At 29.1% G+C, this 20,703-nt stretch carries 19 protein-coding genes; 17 read left to right on the top strand and 2 right to left on the bottom strand.

The genetic code is table 11. From position 1 onward, the window contains the following. The first annotated feature begins 113 nt into the window (after window positions 1-113). The gene (locus ACH5BH_RS11350) at window positions 114-2,672 is read left to right on the top strand and encodes a methyl-accepting chemotaxis protein (RefSeq protein WP_423298433.1); all 2,559 of its coding nucleotides are present in this window, start codon (window positions 114-116) and stop codon (window positions 2,670-2,672) included. Between the two features lie 19 nt (window positions 2,673-2,691). Here ACH5BH_RS11350 and ACH5BH_RS11345 read toward each other — a convergent pair whose 3' ends face one another. Further along, window positions 2,692-3,354: a response regulator transcription factor gene (locus ACH5BH_RS11345; protein WP_423298432.1), complete on the bottom strand. Its 663-nt coding sequence runs from the start codon at window positions 3,352-3,354 to the stop codon at window positions 2,692-2,694. Further along, the gene (locus tag ACH5BH_RS11340; protein WP_423298431.1) at window positions 3,351-4,406 is read right to left on the bottom strand and encodes an ATP-binding response regulator; all 1,056 of its coding nucleotides are present in this window, start codon (window positions 4,404-4,406) and stop codon (window positions 3,351-3,353) included. Before ACH5BH_RS11340 ends, ACH5BH_RS11345 begins: the two co-directional genes overlap by 4 nt. A 75-nt stretch (window positions 4,407-4,481) precedes the next feature. Between ACH5BH_RS11340 and ACH5BH_RS11335 the strand changes: the two genes are divergently transcribed. From ACH5BH_RS11335 to ACH5BH_RS11260, 16 genes are all read left to right on the top strand, one after another. Beyond that, on the top strand, window positions 4,482-6,779 hold the full coding sequence (locus ACH5BH_RS11335; protein ID WP_423298430.1) for an ATP-binding protein: 2,298 nt from the start codon (window positions 4,482-4,484) through the stop codon (window positions 6,777-6,779). Window positions 6,780-6,876: 97 nt separating this feature from the next. Beyond that, window positions 6,877-8,154: an urea ABC transporter substrate-binding protein gene (gene urtA, locus ACH5BH_RS11330; RefSeq protein WP_423274176.1), complete on the top strand. Its 1,278-nt coding sequence runs from the start codon at window positions 6,877-6,879 to the stop codon at window positions 8,152-8,154. A 47-nt stretch (window positions 8,155-8,201) separates the two neighbouring features. Further along, window positions 8,202-9,800 (top strand): urea ABC transporter permease subunit UrtB, encoded by a 1,599-nt coding sequence (gene urtB / locus ACH5BH_RS11325; RefSeq protein WP_423298429.1) that lies wholly within the window; start codon window positions 8,202-8,204, stop codon window positions 9,798-9,800. A 4-nt stretch (window positions 9,801-9,804) separates the two neighbouring features. Then, window positions 9,805-10,914 carry an urea ABC transporter permease subunit UrtC gene (gene urtC / locus ACH5BH_RS11320; RefSeq protein WP_423298428.1) on the top strand — a complete coding sequence of 370 codons (1,110 nt, stop codon included), beginning with the start codon at window positions 9,805-9,807 and terminating at the stop codon, window positions 10,912-10,914. Between the two features lies 1 nt (window position 10,915). After that, a complete protein-coding gene (urtD, locus tag ACH5BH_RS11315) occupies window positions 10,916-11,704 on the top strand; it encodes an urea ABC transporter ATP-binding protein UrtD (RefSeq protein WP_423298427.1) in 789 nt (262 codons plus the stop codon). A 7-nt stretch (window positions 11,705-11,711) separates the two neighbouring features. Then, a complete protein-coding gene (urtE, locus tag ACH5BH_RS11310) occupies window positions 11,712-12,407 on the top strand; it encodes an urea ABC transporter ATP-binding subunit UrtE (RefSeq protein ID WP_423298426.1) in 696 nt (231 codons plus the stop codon). Window positions 12,408-12,490: 83 nt separating this feature from the next. Next, a complete protein-coding gene (locus ACH5BH_RS11305; protein ID WP_423298425.1) occupies window positions 12,491-13,243 on the top strand; it encodes an urease accessory protein UreD in 753 nt (250 codons plus the stop codon). 11 nt (window positions 13,244-13,254) lie between these two features. Then, window positions 13,255-13,947: an urease subunit gamma gene (locus tag ACH5BH_RS11300; protein WP_423298424.1), complete on the top strand. Its 693-nt coding sequence runs from the start codon at window positions 13,255-13,257 to the stop codon at window positions 13,945-13,947. Further along, the gene (gene ureC / locus ACH5BH_RS11295; protein ID WP_423298423.1) at window positions 13,934-15,634 is read left to right on the top strand and encodes an urease subunit alpha; all 1,701 of its coding nucleotides are present in this window, start codon (window positions 13,934-13,936) and stop codon (window positions 15,632-15,634) included. Before ACH5BH_RS11300 ends, ureC begins: the two co-directional genes overlap by 14 nt. Window positions 15,635-15,658: 24 nt before the next feature. Continuing rightward, window positions 15,659-16,093, top strand: coding sequence for an urease accessory protein UreE (locus tag ACH5BH_RS11290; RefSeq protein ID WP_254577642.1), 435 nt, complete (start codon window positions 15,659-15,661; stop codon window positions 16,091-16,093). Window positions 16,094-16,118: 25 nt separating this feature from the next. Beyond that, window positions 16,119-16,769: an urease accessory protein UreF gene (locus tag ACH5BH_RS11285; protein WP_423298422.1), complete on the top strand. Its 651-nt coding sequence runs from the start codon at window positions 16,119-16,121 to the stop codon at window positions 16,767-16,769. After that, complete coding sequence (gene ureG / locus ACH5BH_RS11280) at window positions 16,766-17,380, top strand: urease accessory protein UreG (RefSeq protein WP_423298507.1); 615 nt, start codon at window positions 16,766-16,768, stop codon at window positions 17,378-17,380. The genes ACH5BH_RS11285 and ureG overlap by 4 nt, the downstream gene beginning before the upstream one ends. Before the next feature lie 98 nt (window positions 17,381-17,478). Continuing rightward, window positions 17,479-18,039 (top strand): DJ-1/PfpI family protein, encoded by a 561-nt coding sequence (locus ACH5BH_RS11275; RefSeq protein WP_423298421.1) that lies wholly within the window; start codon window positions 17,479-17,481, stop codon window positions 18,037-18,039. 43 nt (window positions 18,040-18,082) lie between these two features. Then, window positions 18,083-18,817: an IclR family transcriptional regulator gene (locus ACH5BH_RS11270; protein ID WP_404306995.1), complete on the top strand. Its 735-nt coding sequence runs from the start codon at window positions 18,083-18,085 to the stop codon at window positions 18,815-18,817. A 60-nt stretch (window positions 18,818-18,877) separates the two neighbouring features. Then, window positions 18,878-19,969, top strand: a complete 1,092-nt coding sequence (locus tag ACH5BH_RS11265) for a glycoside hydrolase family 3 N-terminal domain-containing protein (protein ID WP_423298420.1) — start codon at window positions 18,878-18,880, stop codon at window positions 19,967-19,969. Between the two features lie 9 nt (window positions 19,970-19,978). Then, a complete protein-coding gene (locus tag ACH5BH_RS11260; protein ID WP_423298419.1) occupies window positions 19,979-20,578 on the top strand; it encodes a leucine-rich repeat domain-containing protein in 600 nt (199 codons plus the stop codon). The last annotated feature ends 125 nt before the right edge of the window (window positions 20,579-20,703 follow it).

Raw genomic sequence — 20,703 nt, 5'->3', positions numbered from 1 at the left:
ACAGAATATTATTTAGGCTAGTCGATAATTCTTTTATGGGGTTTAATAAGAATTATTAAGAGATAATAATAGTTATTTCATAAACTATTATTTTAAATTAAGGGGAAGTAAATATGTTTAAATCAATATCTATTAAAGCAAAACTGCTAATGATTGTAATAACATCAATCGTTGTTGTTTCTTCTGCAATGATTGTTCAATCAATAATATCTTTACAAGAGACTTCTGATGCAGTTATTGAAAAGTTTAAAGAAGATGCATACTCTTCTAAGCAAAAAGAGTTAGAAAATTATGTCTCTTTAGCTATGAAAACTGTCGAGTCTTATCATGCAAGAACTTCTAAAGAAAAAGTAAAAGCTGAAGTACAAAGTTATTTAAAAGAGCAAACTGGTTTTATTTTTTCTATCATGGAAGGAACTTATAATAAATATAAGGGAACAGTATCTCAAGAAGAATTAAAAGAGTTAGTAAAAAATGCAGTTAAATCTACAAGATATGGTAAAAGTGGTTATTTTTGGATGAATGACTTAGATGCAAGAATTGTAATGCATCCTATTAAACCGCAATTAGATGGTAAAGATTTATCTAATTATGCAGATAAAGGTGGAACTAGAATTTTTTACGAAGCAGCAAAAGTTTCTAAAGAAAAAGGTGAAGGTTTTGTAGATTATGTATGGCCAAAACCTGGCTTTGATAAACCACAAGATAAAGTCTCTTTTGTAAAACTATTCAAACCATTTGGTTGGGTAGTAGGAACAGGAGAATATGTTGATGATGTAACAACAAGATTACAAAATGAAGCATATAAAGCAATTGCTGATATGAGATATGGAAAAGATGCAAGTGGTTATTTTTGGATAAATGATTCAAAACATGTTGTGAAAATGCACCCTATTAAACCATCGTTAAATGGTAAAAGTATGTACGATTTACAAGACCCTAATGGAAAATACTTATATAGAGAAATTGTAAAAATAGCTAATAAAAACCCTAATGGTGGTTATTTAGACTATATGTGGCCGAAACCAGGATTTACAAAGCCTCAACCTAAAATATCATTTGTTCAAAAGTTCAATGAATGGGATTGGATTATAGGAACAGGTGTTTATGTAGATGATATTGAAGCTAAAATTAAAGAAATGGAAGCTCAAACACAAGAACAAATTTTAGATGTAATTATTAGAAATTGTATAATCATATTTGTTATTATGATTATTTTAGCATTTGTAATGGCTGTATTATCTAATAAAACGATATTTAAACCATTACAGAACTTCCAAGATGGTTTATTAAATTTCTTTAAATACATTAATAAAGAAAAAGATGATGTTGATCATTTAGATGATAGTGCAGATGATGAAATTGGTAAAATGGCTAAGATAGTAAACCAAAATGTTGTTAAAACAAAATCTTTAATTGAACAAGATAGTGCTTTAATTAAAGATGTAACGAGAGTTGTAGCAAATATTAAAGATGGTTATTTAGATAGTAGAGTTGAAAAAACAACTCAAACAGAAGCTTTACAAATTTTACAAACTCAAATCAATGAAATGCTTGATAATTTAGAAAGTAATATTGGTAGAGATACAAATGTAATCTTAGATGTTTTAGCTAAATATGGTCAATTAGACTTTAGAGAAAATATCAAAAATGCAAATGGAAAAGTTGAAGTTGCTATAAATGATTTATCAAAAATAATTAATGGTATGTTAGCTGAAAATAAACAAAATGGATTAACATTAGATGCAAGTTCAGATGTATTACTTGAAAATGTAGATAAGTTAAATAAAAACTCAACTACTACAGCAGCAGCTCTTGAAGAAACAGCAGCAGCATTAGAAGAGATTACAAGTACTATAATTAACAATACAGAAAGTATTACAACAATGGCTTCTAATTCAGAGGACTTATCTAAATCAATTAAAATAGGTCAAGAATTAGCAACAGGTACAGTTAAATCTATGGATGAAATTAATGACCAAACACAAGATATTGCAGAAGCAATTACTGTAATTGACCAAATTGCATTCCAAACAAATATTTTATCATTAAACGCAGCAGTAGAAGCAGCAACAGCTGGTGAAGCTGGAAAAGGTTTTGCAGTTGTAGCACAAGAAGTAAGAAACTTAGCTGCAAGAAGTGCAGAAGCAGCAAAAGAGATTAAAGACATAGTTGAAAAAGCAACAGAGAAAGCAAATGCAGGTAAAGATGGTGCTGATAAGATGATTAAAGGTTATGAGTCATTAAATCAAAGTATCTTAAAAACTACAGAATTAATTGCTACAATTTCAGAAGCTTCAAAAGAGCAAAGAGCTGGAATTGAACAGATTAATGATGCTGTAACACAACTTGATCAGCAAACACAACAAAATGTTGTTATTTCAAATACTACACATAGTATTGCTGTACAAACAGATGAAATTGCTAAATTAATTGTACAACAAGCTAATGAAAAAGAGTTCATTGGAAAAGATAGTATTAAAAGTGAGGCTGTAAAATTAAGTGATAAAAGTTCTGAAGAAATTTTAGCAGAGCTTAGAAATCAAACAAATGCTAAGGTTTCATCTAAACCAAAGCAAACACAAACTAAAACTCACACACAAGCACCTACATCAAGTGCAAAACAATCATTTACTGATACAAGTAGTGATGATGAGTGGGAAAGCTTCTAAAAGAAGCTTTTCTCTCAACTCATTTAATCAATTTATATCCCACACCTCTTAAGTTTATAATCATCCCACTTTTTAATTTTTGTTTTAATTTATGAATTACACTTCTCATACTAACTGTTTGCATTTGTCTTGAACTCCATACATACTCATGAATCATCTCATTTGTAACTGTTTTATTGATGTTTTTTGAAAAAAGTGTAAGAAGAAGTTTTTCTTTTGTAGTTAAATCAATCTCATGTTTATGTTTATAAAGTCTTTGTTCTATTAAATCAAAAGAAAAATTATTGCCTAAATCTTTTAATAGCTCATTGTTTTGCTCTAAATTTAAATGAGATAAATGATACTCAATTCTCAGATACAACTCTTCAAAATCAAAAGGCTTTTTAATATAATCATTACATCCAAGATTGTATGACTTTTTGATATTTTCAATATCAATTTTTGCACTTATCATAATCACAGGAGTATTTATATCTTTTTGTCTAATAAACTCTAAAGTCTTATGTCCATCAAAACCTAAAACATTCACATCTAATATATATAAATCATAACTATCATTTAGTATTTTATCAACAGCCTTATATCCATCTATAAAACTATCTATAAAAAAACCTTTTTTTTCAAGAGAGACTTTTATGATTTTATTTAGATTATGGTCGTCTTCTAATAATAGTATTTTCATAAAACTTCCTTTGTCATATTTGTTGGAAAAATATAAGAGAAATTTGTTTCTTCTTTATTTGATTTTATATCTATTTGTATTTTATTGTTTTGGCAAATCTCTTTTACAATATTTAAACCTAAACCTAAACCAATATTTTTGTTTTTTTGTTGATAGTATGCTTCAAAAATTGAGTCTGTATCTTCTATGGTGATTCCTTTGTTTTTTACTTCAATTTTTCCTTTCTTCTCATAATCTAAAATTATTTCTATATCCTCATTTTCAAAAGAGTATTTTATGGCATTTGAAAGGGTATTATCAATTACTCTTTCAAGTTCATATCTATCCATAAAAACCTCAAACTCTTTATATATTTCAAGATGAATATGAATGTTTTTTGTTTTTGCAATCTCATCAAAGAACTGTACTCTTGAAGATAAAAATGAAATTAAATCTATCTTTTCATTTGACTTTTCTCTTGTTTGTTTTTTTGTTAAAAAGTATAAATCATTGTAGATTGATGAGAGTGATTTTGAAGAGGCTTTTATAACTTCAAGTTGTTCTTTTTGTCCTATTTGTTCTTCTAAACTATCTACATTTAAAGAGATTACACTTAAAGGAGTATTTATTTCATGAATGATTTTTTTTAAAAAAAAGTCTTGTTGATTTAGTAATTTTGAGATTGTTTGTTTGTTTTCATAGATTTGAAGTTGAGTTTTTATTCTAGCTTTTACTTCTTCTTGTTCAAAAGGCTTAGTAATATAATCAACACCACCTTGTTCAAAAGCTTTTACTTTTATAGAAACATCATCTAAAGCACTTATAAAAATAATAGGTGTTTCTTTTAGTTTTTCATCTTCTTTTACTATTTTACATACTTCAAAACCATCGATATTTGGCATTTTTATATCAAGAAGTATAAGATTTGGTGGATTTTCTTTTGCTGCTTCTATGGCAAATAGTGCATCTGGACTTGCTTTTAATTCATAAGGTTCATCTTTTAAAATCTCTTTTAAGTACTTTAAGTTTTCGATTTTATCATCTATTATAAGTACTGTATATTTTCTATTCATATGTTTACTCTTTTTGCTTTTGCTAGTTGTTACAATTATAAGCAAATAGATATAAAGATAGATTTAGGATTTTAGGTGAAATTGAAGAAACTTTTTATGTTGCTGTTTATTTTTAATACAGTTGCTTTTATAAGTATGGCAATTGTGATTAATAAATATCAAAAAGCAACCATTGATTTAGAAGACGCTTATGAAATGCAATACAAATCACTTATCTTAGCCCATGAGTTAAGGCAAAGTAGTGATGATTTAACAAGAATGGCAAGAACATATGTAATAACAGGAAACCCTATGTTTGAAGAGCAGTATAAAACTGTTCTTGATATAAGAAATGGATTAAAACCAAGACCACAAAGATATAATGGTATTTTTTGGGATTTTTTAACTATTGATGGAAGTGTGGCAAAACTTGATGGAAAAAAAATACCTTTAAGACAGTTGATGAAAGAAGCAAACTTCCCCGATGAAGAGTTAAACTTACTTTTTACTTCACAAAATGAATCAGATGATTTAACAAGATTAGAGCATAAAGCAATGAATGCCGTAAAAGGTATCTTTGAAGATAGTGATGGAAATTATACAATTAAAGATAAACCAAACTTTAAATTAGCAAGACAGATTATGCACTCAAGGCAGTATCATGAGGCAAAGATTAGAATTATGAAGCCTTTAGATACTTTTTATAAAGCCTTTGAAAAAAGAACAAAACAAAAAGTTATTGAGGCTGCGAATGTAGTAAAACAACAAGAACTAAATGTAAATGTGATTGTGGTTTTATCTATACTTATATTTTTAACTTCCTTTTTTATTATTCTTTTTAGAATAGTTTACCCCCTTGATTTACTTAGAAAAATCATGTTAAGACTTTCAAAAAATGATATGAGTGTTGAGTTGGAAAAAAATAAATATGATGATGAAATAGGTGATATGATAGGTGCTGTAGAGATTTTTAAAGATAATACTACAAAACTTATAAGTAGTGAATCTAAGTTAAAAATAGCAATAAATGAAGCCAAAAATGCAAATAAAGCAAAATCCATCTTCCTAGCAAGAATGAGCCATGAATTAAGAACACCACTAAATGCTATCTTAGGTTTTACAAGTTTACTTCAAAAATCAACTTCAATAAACAAAAATGAAAAAGAGAGTTTAAATATCATACAAAAAAGTGGTAAACATCTTTTAAATATCATAAATGAAATCTTAGAACTATCAAAAATAGAAGCAGGGAAAATTGAGATAAGACCAATAAGTTTTGACTTTCATGATTTAGTAAAAGAGCTTGACTCAATTTTTAGTTTTAGATGCAAATTAAAAGATATTAATTTTGAGATAAATTTCTTATCAACTCTTCCTAAATATATAAAAACAGATGAGCAAAGACTAAAACAAATACTTATAAATCTACTAGGAAACTCTTTAAAGTTTACCAATAAAGAAGGAAAGATTATAGTAAATATTTATGAAAAAAATAAAAAGCTTTTCTTTGAAGTAAAAGATAGTGGAAAAGGAATAAAAAAAGAAGATTTAGAAAAGATATTTAAACCATTTGAGCAAGTTGATGATGAGTTTAAGCAAAAAGGAACAGGTCTTGGCTTATCTATTACTAAGGAGTTAGTTACTTTAATGGGTGGGGATATTTATGTCAAAAGCCAAATAAATAAAGGAACTCAATTCTTTTTTAGTATTGAATATGAATTGTCTCAAGATAAAGTCAAAAAGGCAGATATTTTAGAGTTTAAAGCTAATCCAATAATAAAAAATAAAAATAAAACTATCTTAGTGGTTGATGATATAAAAGTAAATAGGGATTTGATTTGTAAAATATTAGAACAATATAAATTTAAAACTTATGAAGCAAGTAGTGGTAAAGAAGCTTTAGAGTTAATCTCAAAGTATGATATAGATTTAGTATGTATGGATATTTTGATGAAGGATTTAAATGGTTTAGAAACTATGAAGATTATAAGAGAGCAATTAAATTTAGATTTACCTATTATTGCTATTTCTGCAAATGTATATGAGGAAGATAAAGCACAAGCTCTAGCTTGTGGTGCAAATGACTTCATAAGTAAACCAATAGATGAAAATGAACTTATTTCTAAAATCTCAAAATATTTAAATCTAAGTTCAAAACCTCAAACTCTAACTAAAACTGTAAAAGTAGAAAATATAGAAGATAGTTTTAGTGGCATTTCTAAAACTTTTTTTGAACTATTAAGAAAATATAGTTTAGATATGAATGAAGATAAGATACTTGAACTTCTCGAAACTTATAAACTCTTAGAGAATCAAAAGGCTTATATAAAAGCCTTACTAGATGATTTTAACTACAGTAAGATAAATGACTTGTGTATAAAATATATACACTAAGTCTTTATTTTTAATCTAAAAAACAACACTAAAACAACACTTCTTTTTTATACTTCTTTTTAGAAGTCAAGATGACTTGAATTAAAAAGGAGAATTCATGAAGAAAAGATTTGCAAAAGCCTTAGCTGCTTCGGCGTTGGTTAGTATGAGTTTAATGGCACAAGCTGCTGATACAATTAAAGTTGGTGTTTTACACTCTTTATCAGGAACTATGGCTATTAGTGAGACAACACTTAAAGATACAGTTTTAATGCTAATAGAAGAGCAAAATAAAAAAGGTGGACTACTAGGTAAAAAATTAGAGCCTGTAGTTGTTGATCCTGCCTCAAACTGGCCTTTATTTGCAGAAAAAATGAGAGGTCTTTTGACTAAAGATAAGGTAGATGTTACTTTTGGATGTTGGACATCAGTATCTAGAAAATCTGTTTTACCTGTGGTTGAAGAGTTAAATGGTTTATTATTCTATCCTGTTCAATATGAAGGGGAAGAGTCTTCTAAAAATGTATTTTATACAGGTGCTGCGCCAAATCAGCAGGCAATTCCAGCAGTTGATTACTTAATGAATGAAGTTGGTGTTAAAAGATGGGTTTTAGCAGGAACTGACTATGTATATCCAAGAACAACAAACAAAATTTTAGAAGCATATTTAAAAGCAAAAGGAGTTGCTGCTTCAGATATTATGGTTAACTATACACCATTTGGTCACTCTGACTGGCAAAGTATTGTAAGTGATGTTAAGAAGTTTGGTAGTGCTGGAAAGAAAACAGCAGTTGTTTCTACAATCAATGGTGATGCAAATGTACCATTTTATAAAGAGTTAGGAAACCAAGGTATTACTTCTGAGAATATTCCAGTAGTTGCATTCTCTGTTGGGGAAGAAGAGTTATCAGGAATTGATACTAAACCTTTAGTTGGGCATTTAGCTGCATGGAACTACTTCCAAAGTGCTGAGTCTCAGGCAAATGATGAGTTTATTTCTAAATGGAAAACATTTATCAAAGATGATAAAAGAGTTACAAATGATCCAATGGAAGCAACTTATATTGGATTTAACATGTGGGTAAAAGCTGTAGAAAAAGCTGGAACTACTAATGTTGATAAAGTAAGAGATGCAATGATTGGTATCACTGTTCCAAATCTTACAGGTGGAACTGCAAAAATGCTTAAAAACCACCACTTAACAAAACCAGTTTTAATTGGTGAAATTCAAGAAAACGGTCAATTTGAAACTGTATGGCAAACAGATGGTGAAGTTGCAGGTGATGCATGGTCTGACTTTTTACCAGGAAGTAAAGACTTGATTTCTGACTGGACTAAACCAGTTAATTGTGGAAACTACAACACAAAAACTAATAAATGTATAGGTGCAAATTAATAAAGGTATGGAAGTTCTCTTCCATGCTTTTATAATGAAAGGTTAATATGAATATTTTAAAAATAATATTACTTAATTTATTGCTAGTAGGTTTTACTTATGCAAATACTTTAAAAGAAGAGGCGAACTCTTTAATTACAAATAGTTTTAAAAGCAAAGAGAAAGCTATTTTAAATCTAACTTCAAAATACTCAACAAATGATAATTTAGAAGAAATTTTACAAGCTGTACTTGAGGGTAAACTTTACTATACAAAGCAAGATAAAAGTTTAGTTTTTTTAAAAGAGAAAATAGAAAATGAGTATTTAACTGTTGAGGTTTTCTCAAAAAAAACTTTAGATAAAAAATCAAAATATGATTTTAAAAAGATAAAGATAAACAATAAATTAAGAAGTGTTATCAAAGAATCACTTGCTAAATTAAATCTTTTTTCAAAAAATGAAGACAAAAGACTTAAGTCAGCAAAAAATCTACTTAAAAACTTAGATATAAAAAATCAAGCTTTAGTTTTAGAAGCTTTAAACAAAGAGAAAAGTAGTGATGTAAAAGAGGTTTTAGAAGAGATAAAAACAAATCTTGATGCAAAGTATGCTTCAACAAAAGAAAAACAAATAGAAGCTACAAAAAAACTAGGAGAGTTTTTATCTTCTAAATCTCTTCAAACATTAAATGAGATTAAAAACAGCAGTGAAGATAAAGTTTTAGTTCAAACTGCCCAAAAATCAATAAAAAGTATTGAATCAAGTAAGTCTTTTTACTCTTTTATTGAAACTGCATTTTTTGGTTTAAGTATGGGGTCTGTTTTACTTTTAGCTGCTATTGGTTTAGCTATTACTTTTGGTGTTATGAAGGTTATTAATATGGCTCATGGGGAGCTTATTATGATTGGAGCATATACAACTTATACAATTCAGCAAGTTATGCCAGGACTTATTGAGTACTCAGTTCTTATTGCTATTCCTGCTGCTTTTATTGTAAGTGGTATTGTTGGGATTTTGATTGAAAGATTGGTTATTAGACATCTTTATGGAAGACCACTTGAAACACTTTTAGCAACATTTGGGGTTAGTTTGATTTTACAACAATTAGTTAGAACAATCTACTCGCCTTTAAATCAAGAAGTAAAAACACCATCTTGGATGAGTGGAGCTTTAGAAGTAAATAGTACGCTGTTTTTAACATACAACAGACTTTATATTATTATATTTGCTTTTGCTGTATTTTTAGCAATCTTATTTGTGATGAAAAAAACTTCACTTGGATTAAAAGTTAGAGCGGTTTCTCAAAACAGACCAATAGCAAGAGCTATGGGAATAAAATCAAACTATATTGATGCAATCACATTTGGTATAGGTTCAGGTATAGCAGGTGTTGCGGGTGTTGCCTTATCTCAACTTACAAATGTAGGACCAAACCTAGGACAAGCTTATATTGTTGATAGTTTTATGGTAGTTGTATTTGGTGGAGTTGGTAATCTTTGGGGTACATTTATAGCAGCCCTTACACTAGGTGAGATAAACAAGTTTATAGAACCTGTTTCAGGAGCTGTTCTTGCTAAGGTTATTATTCTAGTGTTTATTATTTTATTTATACAAAAAAAGCCTAGAGGATTATTTCCTCAAAAGGGCAGAGATGTTGAGGATTAATTAGATGGAAAGAAAAGCATTAGTTTTAAAAATATTAGAAAATGACAAAGGAGGAAAGATAGTTCTTTCTTCTTTAGCAGTAGTAGTTTTTGTAGTTGCTTTTTGTAATTTATTTGTCCCAAGTGATTCAATATTTTACATCTCAACTTTTACAGTAACTATTTTAGGAAAGTATTTAGCCTTTGCACTTTTAGCTTTGGCTTTGGATTTAGTTTGGGGATATTTAGGAGTTTTAAGTCTTGGTCATGGAGCATTTTTTGCCCTTGGTGGTTATGCTTGGGCTATGTATCTTATGAGACAAATAGGTGATAGAGGTGTTTATGGAAATCCTGATTTACCTGATTTTATGGTTTTTATGAATCTAAAAGAGTTACCTTGGTTTTGGCAAGGTTTTGATAATCCACTATTTGCTTTTTTAATGGTGATGTTAATTCCAGGAATTTTAGCTTTTGTATTTGGATACTTAGCTTTTAAAAGTAGGGTTACAGGAGTTTATTTATCAATCATAACGCAAGCTTTAACTTATGCCTTAATGTTAGCATTTTTTAGAAATGATATGGGATTTGGTGGAAACAATGGACTTACAGATTTTAAAGACATTTTAGGTTTTGATTTATCAAGTGACACAACAAGGGTTGCACTTTTAATCATCACTTTTTTAGCTTTAGTTTTAGGTTATTTAGTTTGTAGATTTATCATAAATTCAAGACTTGGAAGAGTTGTTATCTCAATCAGAGATGCTGAAAGTAGAGTAAGATTCTTAGGATACAAAGTTGAGCAATATAAACTGTTTATTTTTGTAGTATCAGCTGTTTTAGCTGCAATTGCAGGGGCTTTATATGTGCCACAAGTTGGAATTATAAACCCTGGTGTATTTTCTCCTTTATTTTCGATTGAGCTTGTGATTTGGGTTGCAATTGGTGGAAGAGGTACTTTATATGGTGCGATTATTGGAGCAATTGTTGTAAGTTTTGCAAGTACATACTTTACATCAGCTTTACCAGAGGTTTGGTTATATGCTTTAGGTGCTTTATTTGTAGTAGTAACACTTTATTTACCAAAGGGAGTTGTGGGTGTATTTTCACAACTTAGTTCAAAACTAAAAAAGGCTTAAGATGAAACTATTAAAACATGAAAATGAACAAAATGTAGGTGATTTAAAAAAAGGAGATAGAATCCTTTTAGTTGATGGTGTAAGTGTTAGTTTTGATGGCTTTAAGGCTTTAAATAATCTAAGTTTTTCCATAAATTTTGGTGAGCTTAGATGTATTATTGGTGCAAATGGTGCAGGAAAATCAACTATGATGGATGTAGTAACTGGAAAAACAAGACCAGATGAAGGTCATGTGGTTTTTGGTGAGGCTGTTGATTTACTAGGTCTTGATGAGCCAACTATTGCTCAAATAGGTATTGGACGAAAGTTCCAAAAGCCAACTGTATTTCAAAACAATACAGTTTTTGAAAATTTAGAGCTTGCTATGAAAGATGATAAGAGATTTTTTAAAACTCTATTTTCAAAGCTAAGTGGGGAGCAAAAAGATAAGATAGATGAGACTTTAGGGCTTATTGGACTTAAGGATTTAGTTCATAGGCAAGCAGGTATTTTATCACATGGACAAAAACAGTGGTTAGAAATAGGAATGCTAATAATGCAAGAACCAAAACTTCTACTAGTAGATGAACCAGTTGCAGGAATGACTCCTCAAGAAGTAGAAAACACAGCCCAGATTCTAACAAATCTAGCAAAAGATAATGCAGTTGTAGTTGTAGAGCATGATATGGAGTTTATTAGAAGTATCGCTAAAAAAGTTACAGTTTTACATGAGGGTTCTGTTTTAGCTGAGGGAAGTATGGATGCTATACAGAACAATGAGAAAGTAAGACAAGTATATCTAGGAGAGTAAAAACATTATGTTAAAAATAGAAAAAATAAATCAATACTATGGACAAAGTCATACTCTTTGGGATTTAAGTTTAGAGCTTAAAAAAGGTAGATGTACTTGTATTATGGGAAGAAATGGTGTTGGAAAAACAACACTAAGTAAAGTAATCATGGGTTTACTTCCCATAAAAGATGGACAGCTTTTATATGATGGAAAAGATATTTCAAAACTTAGTGACCATAAAAGAGCAGGTATTGCTATAGGATATGTACCCCAAGGAAGAGAGATATTTTCACAACTTACAGTTTTAGAAAATCTTCAAATAGGAGTTCTTGCAAATAGAAATAAAATAAAAAAAGTACCTGAAAAAATCTATGAGCTTTTCCCTGTTTTAAAAGATATGCAAAAAAGAAAAGGTGGAGATTTAAGTGGAGGTCAGCAACAACAACTTGCAATTGCAAGGGCTTTATGCATTGATCCCAAGTTTTTAATTTTAGATGAGCCAAGTGAGGGAATACAACCAAATATCGTAGCTCAAATAGGTGAGGTTATTGATTATCTTACAAAAGAAGAGGATATGACAGTTATGTTAGTTGAGCAAAAACTTCCTTTTGCAAGACGACATGGAGATGACTTTTATGTATTAGATAGAGGAAGTGTTGTAGCAAATGGGGAAATCAATGAACTAAGTGATGATATTGTAAACAAATATATGTCTGTTTGATTATTTTATATACAAGTGTAGAAAAAATGATGAAAACTTTTTAGTTAAAATATTTTGAAATTATAAACATATAAAGAGGAAATATGAGCATAAAGTTTGATTTTAAAGAAGATGTATTTAGTTTAGATAAACTACTTTTACCGTCACGATATTACTATTTTAACGAAGATGAAAACTATATAAAACTTCTAAATATAGGTGAGGGGATATTTCCAAAAGATAGGATTAAACTTCATGTATCTTTGAATAAATCAAACTTAGTTCTTACAACTGAATCTGCAACTAAGATTTATAAATCAAAAAAAGAGTATGGAATCAACTATATCAATATCAAACTTCAAAAAAGCGCGAACTTGGAGTTTATAAATGATGAGTTGATTTTATATGAACAATCAAAATATATACAACTTTTTAGACTAACTTTTGATGAGAATTGTACGTTTTTTTATACGGATATTTTAAGTCGTGGAAGAAGTTATGAAAACTTTGATTTTACTTCTATACTTATGAAAAACTCTTTTTACGAAAACAAAAGTTTAGAGTATCAAGAAAAGTTTGATGTAAGTGGAGTACAACTAAAAGATTATATGAAAAGAAAAAAAAGTAAACAAAACTTTTTTGCCAAGCTTTATATCAAAACAAACAACAACGAAGAGTTTTTAAATGAAGTATATAAAAGTGGTTTTGAAAGTATAACTTACTCTTCAAATCAAAAAATGCTTATAGCTGTAATATCCCATGAAAATATGAACAGTTTAAGAAAAGAAATCTTTTTTATTTGGGCTTTATATAGAAAAAGTCTAAATAAAAAAGAGTTTAATTTAGGAAAACAATAAAAGGAGAAAGTGTGTTTCTTACAAATCGTGAATCAGAAAAACTGCAAATTTATATAGCAGCAAAATTAGCCCTTGAGAGAAAAGATAGAGGCTTAAAACTTAACTATCCAGAAGCTGTTGCTATTATTTCTTCATATATTATAGAAGGTGCTAGAGATGGAAAAAGTGTAGCACAACTTATGGTTGATGCAACTAAAGTTTTAAAACAAGATGATGTGATGCCAGAGGTTGCTTCTATGATTTCTATGGTTCAAGTAGAAGCTACTTTTGATGATGGAACTAAATTAGTAACTGTTCATAATCCAATACCAACTCCAAAAGATATAGAAGTTCCAGGAGAGTATTTAGTAGATGATGAAGAACTTATACTAAATGAAAATGCCAAGATTACTACAATAGAAGTAGAAAACAAAGGGGATAGACCAGTTCAAATAGGTTCGCATTATCACTTCTTTGAGGTAAATAAAGAGCTTGATTTTGAAAGATTTGAGGCTTATGGAAAAAGACTTGATGTACCTGCTGGAACATCTGTAAGATTTGAGCCAGGTTCTAAAAAACAAGTTGATTTAGTTGCCTTTACTGGAAAAAGATATATGAGTGGTTTTAATGGTTTAGTTGAAGGCTTTTTAGATGATGAAGAAATTAAGAAAAAAGCTAAAGAGAATTTAGAGAAGTTTTTAGGAGAGTGTGATGAAGATAAGTAAACAAAAATATGCTTCTATGTATGGTCCAACAAAGGGTGATAGATTTAGATTAGCTGATACTTCATTAATAGCAAAAATTGAAAAAGATTATACTACTTATGGTGAAGAGGTTAAGTTTGGTGGTGGTAAGACTATTAGAGATGGTATGGCTCAAAGTCCAACAGCAACTAACACTTGTGATTTGATTATCACAAATGCTACTATTATTGACTATACAGGAATTTATAAAGCTGATATTGGAATAAAAGATGGCTTAATTAGTGCTATTGGAAAAGCAGGAAATCCAAATCTTTGTGATGGTATTAGTGAAGGTTTAGAGATTGGTGCAAACACAGAAATACTTTCAGCTGAGGGAAAAATCATAACAGCAGGGGGAATTGACTCACATATTCACTATATCTCTCCTGGGCAAATTGATGAAGCACTAGCAAGTGGTGTTACTTCTATGCTTGGAGGTGGTACTGGGCCAAACACAGGAACAAATGCCACAACTTGTACACCAGGTGAGTGGAATATATCAAAGATGATTCAAAGTGTAGATGATATACCTATGAACTTTGGATTTATGGGAAAAGGAAATAGTTCAAGTTACGAAGCTTTAAAAATGCAAATAGAAGCAGGAGCTATGGGACTTAAACTTCATGAAGACTGGGGAAGTACTCCAAAGGCTATTGATACATGTCTTAGTGTTGCAGATGATTTTGATATACAAGTAGCGATTCACACAGATACTTTAAATGAGTCAGGTTTTGTGGATAATACGGTTGATAGTTTTAAAAATAGAACTATTCATACTTTCCATAGTGAAGGTGCTGGTGGTGGTCATGCCCCTGATATTATGAAAGTTGCAGGTTTAGCAAATATCTTACCTTCAAGTACAAACCCAACACTTCCATATACAAAAAATACTATTGAAGAACACCTTGATATGCTTATGGTTTGTCATCATTTAAGCCCTAAAATTCCAGAGGATGTAAGCTTTGCTGAAAGTAGAATCAGAGGAAATACTATTGCAGCTGAGGATGTACTACAAGATATAGGAGCTATTTCTATTACAAGTTCTGACTCACAAGCTATGGGAAGAGTAGGTGAAGTAATAATAAGAACTTGGCAAGTTGCTGACTCTATGAAAAAACAAAGAGGAGCTCTTGAGGGTGATGATGAAAAAAGTGATAATGAAAGAATCAAAAGATACATTGCAAAATATACTATAAACCCTGCAATTGCTTGTGGAATTGATGAGTATGTGGGAAGTGTTGAAGTTGGAAAAATGGCTGATTTAGTTTTATGGAATAGGGCATTTTTTGGAGTGAAACCAGAGCTTGTGCTAAAAGGTGGATTTATAGCTCTTGCTATGATGGGAGATAGTAATGCTTCTATTCCTACTCCTGAGCCAAATATGTATAGACCTATGTTTGGAAGTTTAGGCAAGGCTAGTGCTAAAACTAGTGCAATTTTTACTTCAAAAGTAGCAAGTGAAAATTTAGCTAGTAAACTTGGACTAAACAAACAAGTTTTAAGTGTAAAAAACACAAGAAATATAGGCAAAAAAGATATGAAACTAAATGATTTCATAGGTGAAGTTGAGGTTGACCCTGAAACTTATGATGTAAGAGTTGATGGAAAACTAATAGAGTCAAATTATGTAAGTGAAGTGCCTATGGCTAAGAAATACTTCTTATTTTAAAATGGGCACTTTTAAGGAATAAAAATGATTAAAAAAATAATAGAGATAAAAAAAGACATCAGTTTTGATGATGAGGTTGAGTTATCATGGTTTGATATGCAAAAGCCAAACTTAACAGCTGTAAGTAAAAAAGGTGTTGATTTTATAATAAAAGCCAAGTTTACACACTTGCATGAAAATGATATTTTAGTTGATGAAGATGGCTTTACTATCAAAGTTTCAAGAAGTGAAGATATGATTTATATCTTAGAGTTTAAAGATGCACTTAGCTTTGCAAAAACTGCATATGAGATAGGAAATAGACACCAACCAGTACAAATAAGTGAGTCAAAAATAGTGGTTTTAGATGATATATCTATTGAAGATATTATCAAAGATTGTTATAAAAATGAGTCTATAAAAGTAGAAAAAACAAGAGGGTATTTTAAACCAAATGGAAAAGCACACCACTCACACTAAGGCTTTGAAAAGCTTAAGTAGATTTTTGCAAATACTTGATGGAAGCTTTCCCTCAGGTGTTTTTGTTCACTCTTTTGGACTTGAACCTCATATTGTTTTAGAAGAAGTAAAAGATATAGATAGCCTAAGAGAATATCTTAAAAATTTTATTTATGATCAGTATGCAAAACAAGAGTTTGTATATATCAAAAAGGTTTATGAGGCTTTAAGTAGTGAAAATCTAATAGTGTTAAAAAAACTTGATAAAAATCTAGGAGCATATTTAACTTTTGAGTATGCAAAAGCTTCAAAACATATAGGTGAAAACTATTTTGCTCAAACAAAAACATTGCCCCAAAAGCAAATAGTAAAAGAGTACTTTTCAAAAGTAGAAAATAAACAGTGTATAGGAAATGAACTTTTAGTTTTAAGCTCACTTGCTTTTGATATGGATATAAAAATAGAAGATTTTATAGTAATGTGGACTAAAAAAAATCTAATAAACATCTGTGCAGCAACACTAAAAATATCAAGAATAAAACCCTCTCAAATTCAACAACTTTTATTTGAGTTTGATGAGTTTTTAGAAGAGTTTGATTATGAAAACATTGATGAAAAAATCACAAATTTTAATCCACTTTTTGAAGAAGTGATATTTAAACATAAAAACTTAGAACCCAAACTATTTATTACATAAAAAAATTAACATCAGGAGAAAAAATGGCACTAAAAATAGGAATAGCAGGCCCAGTAGGAAGTGGTAAAACTTCTTTGATTGAAAGCCTTACAAATGTTTTGAAAGATAAATATAGTTTAGGAATAGTAACAAATGATATTTATACAACAGAAGATGCAAACTATCTTAAAAAAACACTTGATTTAGATGAAAATAGAATCTTAGGAGTTGAAACAGGAGGGTGCCCTCACACAGCAATCAGAGATGATATTTCTATGAATCAAAAAGCAGTAGTAGAATTAGAAGAGAAGTTTAACCCTGATATTATTTTTGTAGAAAGTGGTGGAGATAATCTAAGTGCTACTTTTTCTTATGAATTAATAGATTATTATTTATATGTTATTGATGTTGCACAAGGTGCTGATATTCCTAGAAAAAAGGGTGCTGGTTTGCTTTTTAGTGATTTGCTTGTAGTAAATAAAACTGACTTAGCCCCTTATGTTGGAGTGGATTTAGAGCAGATGAAAGAAGATGTAGCAAACAATAGAAAAAACAAACCCTCACTTTTTATCACAAATAAAGATGAAAAAAGTTTAGAAAAACTAGTAGAGTGGTTAGAGGTTTTACTTTAGTTGTTTCATATAATGAAACTCAAAGAAACTAATCTTTTTTGTATATTATCTATTAAGTTCACTTCTTATAATATTTTTAAAATTTTAAGGAGAAAAAAATGTCAAAAAAGATTTTAATTTTAGCAGGTGATTTTGTAGAAGATTATGAGTTAATGGTTCCTTTTCAGTGTTTAAAGATGTTAGGTCATGAAGTTGATGTTGTTTGTCCAGATAAAAAAGCAGGTGAGCAGATAAAAACTGCTATTCATGATTTTGAAGGTGACCAAACTTATACGGAAAAACCAGGACATAATTTCACATTAAATGCTTCATTTGATGAAATAGATGAGAACTCTTATGATGCTCTTGTAGTTCCTGGTGGTAGAGCTCCTGAATATATTAGATTAAATCCAAGAGTTATTGAGATTGTTCAAAATATCAATAATGCAAATAAACCTATAGCTTCTGTTTGTCATGGTATTCAAGTTTTAGTAGCTGCTAATGTAGTTAAAGATAAAACTTGTTCTTCTTATCCAGCTTGTGCTCCTGATGTAAATCAAAATGGCGGAACATGGGTTGATGTAGGTTTTGAAGACGCTTATGTAGATGGAAACTTAGTTACAGCAGCAGCTTGGCCAGCTCATCCAACTTGGCTTGCTAAATTTAATGAACTTTTATAATATTTATGCAAAACTATTTTTTAGTTTTGCATAAAGGAAAAGTATGTCTGATTCATTGAAATCACTTTCAAAAGGTTTACAAGTTTATAAAGAAATAGTAAATTATGGTAAGCCTATTTTAGCTATGACTCTTTGTGATAGACTCAATATAAATAAAAGTACTATGTCAAGAATACTTCAAACTTTAAAAGAAGAAAACTATATAGAGTATTTAGAAAATTCAAATGAAATTATTTCTAAAAACTTAGAAGATGAAAATACAAAAAAAACAAGAATTCAACTTTTAGTTGAAAAAACAAAACCTCTTTTAGAAGAGATTTATGAAAAAACAAATGAGTGTGCATATTTAGGGATTTTAGATGATAATAAGGTTTTATATTTAAATCAGGTAGATAATTCAGATAGAAAAATAAAAACAAGAAATAACATAGGTTTAAAAGCACCTCTTCATACAAATGCTTTAGGTAAATCAATACTTGCTTTTGGAAATTATAATTTAGATAAAATAAAATTAAATCAATATACACACAATACAATTACAAATATAAAAGCATTAAATCAAACTATAAAAGAAGTTCAAGAAAACGGTTATTCTATTGATAATAGTGAATTTCAAGATAATATGTGTTGTGTCGCAACACCTTTATTTAATCATGAAAATATTTTAATTGGAGCAGTTGGAATATCTGGTTCTAAAGATAGACTTGACTTAGAAAAGATAAATAAGCTTGGAAAAAAAATATCAAATCTTGTTGAAAAGCATAATATAGTTTGTTAATTGCTAAGTTTAAAGTAAAATTGGATAAAACTTCATCAAATATTTAAAAAGAGAAAATATATGATAAAAAAACTTTTTATTCTAAGTCTTTTTGTTAGTTCTTTATTTTCAAATGAAAACTATACAAAAAAACAAATAGAAAACATGATAGCAAAAATGGTTATATTAGGTTTTAATGGTACAGATGTATCTTCAAATGACAAGATATATAAAGATATTAAGAACTACAATTTAGGTGGAGTTATTCTTTTTGATAAAGACCCAAATGATAAAAGTAAAAGAAAAAACATAGTAAATCCTAAACAACTTCAAAATTTAACTTCAAAATTACAAAGTATAAGAGCTGATAAACTTCTTATTTCTATAGATCAAGAGGGTGGAATTGTACAAAGACTAAAGCCTGCTTATGGATTTAAATATACAGCATCAGCTCAAAAGATATCTAAAAATGGCGAGGTTTTTGCTAGACAAGAGTATTCAAAACTTGCTTCGTTGTTGAAAAAAAATGGAATAAACTTAAACTTTGCACCCGTAGTTGACTTAGCCATAAATCCAAAAAATAAAGTGATTTATAAACTAAAAAGATCTTATGGAAAAAATCCTAAGCAAGTTATAAAATATGCTTCTATCTTTATAGAAGAATCAAGAAAACAAGGAGTGATATCAGTACTTAAACACTTCCCTGGTCATGGTTCATCTTATGGTGACTCACATAAAGGCTTTGTAGATGTAACAAAAACTTGGAGTCAAGAAGAAATGAAACCTTATGAGTATTTAATAAAAAATAATAAAGTAGATATGATTATGAGTGCTCATGTTTTTAACAAAGAAATGGATAGAGACTATCCTGCAACATTATCTTATGATATAAATACAATTATTTTAAGAGATATGTTAAATTATCAAGGTGTTTTAATAAGTGATGATTTACAAATGAAAGCTATCTCTTCTCATTATAGTTTAGAAGATACAGTAACTTTAGCTATAAATTCAGGTGTAAATATCTTGCTTTTTGCAAATCAACTTGCAAAACCAGTAAAACTTGAAACGATAATAAATACAGTTTACACACAAATACAAAAGGGAAAAATATCTCTTGATAGAATAGTTGATTCAAATAAAAAGATAGAAAAACTACTTCAAAAGATATAAAAAATAACAATGTTTACATTTGAAGATAAAAATCAAGAAGCTTTAAATCTAAACCATAAAAACCTAAAAGAAATCCCTAAAGAGGTCTTTGAAATGAGCTCTTTAAGGAAACTCTATCTATGGAGCAATGCTATTTCGATGCTACCAAATGAAATAGCTAGCTTAAACTTGCTAGAATGTCTTGATATTAGAAATAATACTTTGGAAACTTTGCCTTTTGAAATTTGTAGGCTTGAAAACTTAAAAACACTTTATGTCTCTTCAAATAAGCTAAAAGAGCTACCACTAGGATTTTCTAAGCTAAAAAACTTAGAAAAAATAGTCTTAAATGATAACTGTTTTGAAGTGTTTCCCAAACAGCTTTTAAAAATGTCAAAGCTTCAAAGAGTGATAATAAGAAACAATAATATAAAAGAAATACCCAAAGAAATAACAAATATGAAAAGTCTAAAAAACTTGGATATTAGTGGAAATTTATTGGAAAGTTTACCAAAAGAGTTAAAAGAATTGAAGAATCTAAAAAGACTAGATGTAAGCAAAAATAAAATAAAAGAAAATAAACTTAATATAGAAGAATTTGAAAGCTTAAAAGTCTTTCAAAACTCTTGATTTTTTGAGAGTGTTTAGAGTTTTGTATCAGTGACTTATAGTTCCTAAAATTTTAGTATAGGTAATCTTACTAATCCTAATTTAAGCCAAAAAGTACAATATTTGGAATAACATTAAAATATTAC

Origin of the sequence: Arcobacter rhizosphaerae, from assembly GCF_049472155.1 — a bacterium.
In the GTDB taxonomy this organism is placed as follows: Bacteria; Campylobacterota; Campylobacteria; order Campylobacterales; family Arcobacteraceae; genus Arcobacter_B.
The sequence above is the reverse complement of the archived record's forward strand: the minus strand, read 5'-3'. Positions and strand labels throughout refer to the sequence as shown.

Bases quoted from the DNA above. Each gene is read 5' to 3' on its own strand.
- ACH5BH_RS11305 (WP_423298425.1), top strand. From the start codon at position 12,491: ATGAGCATAAAGTTTGATTTTAAAGAAGATGTATTTAGTTTAGATAAA.
- ureC (WP_423298423.1), top strand. From the start codon at position 13,934: ATGAAGATAAGTAAACAAAAATATGCTTCTATGTATGGTCCAACAAAG.
- urtC (WP_423298428.1), top strand. From the start codon at position 9,805: ATGGAAAGAAAAGCATTAGTTTTAAAAATATTAGAAAATGACAAAGGA.
- ACH5BH_RS11350 (WP_423298433.1), top strand. From the start codon at position 114: ATGTTTAAATCAATATCTATTAAAGCAAAACTGCTAATGATTGTAATA.
- urtE (WP_423298426.1), top strand. From the start codon at position 11,712: ATGTTAAAAATAGAAAAAATAAATCAATACTATGGACAAAGTCATACT.
- ACH5BH_RS11270 (WP_404306995.1), top strand. From the start codon at position 18,083: ATGTCTGATTCATTGAAATCACTTTCAAAAGGTTTACAAGTTTATAAA.
- ACH5BH_RS11340 (WP_423298431.1), bottom strand. From the start codon at position 4,406: ATGAATAGAAAATATACAGTACTTATAATAGATGATAAAATCGAAAAC.
- ACH5BH_RS11265 (WP_423298420.1), top strand. From the start codon at position 18,878: ATGATAAAAAAACTTTTTATTCTAAGTCTTTTTGTTAGTTCTTTATTT.
- ACH5BH_RS11345 (WP_423298432.1), bottom strand. From the start codon at position 3,354: ATGAAAATACTATTATTAGAAGACGACCATAATCTAAATAAAATCATA.
- ACH5BH_RS11260 (WP_423298419.1), top strand. From the start codon at position 19,979: ATGTTTACATTTGAAGATAAAAATCAAGAAGCTTTAAATCTAAACCAT.
- urtA (WP_423274176.1), top strand. From the start codon at position 6,877: ATGAAGAAAAGATTTGCAAAAGCCTTAGCTGCTTCGGCGTTGGTTAGT.
- ACH5BH_RS11290 (WP_254577642.1), top strand. From the start codon at position 15,659: ATGATTAAAAAAATAATAGAGATAAAAAAAGACATCAGTTTTGATGAT.
- ACH5BH_RS11275 (WP_423298421.1), top strand. From the start codon at position 17,479: ATGTCAAAAAAGATTTTAATTTTAGCAGGTGATTTTGTAGAAGATTAT.
- urtD (WP_423298427.1), top strand. From the start codon at position 10,916: ATGAAACTATTAAAACATGAAAATGAACAAAATGTAGGTGATTTAAAA.
- urtB (WP_423298429.1), top strand. From the start codon at position 8,202: ATGAATATTTTAAAAATAATATTACTTAATTTATTGCTAGTAGGTTTT.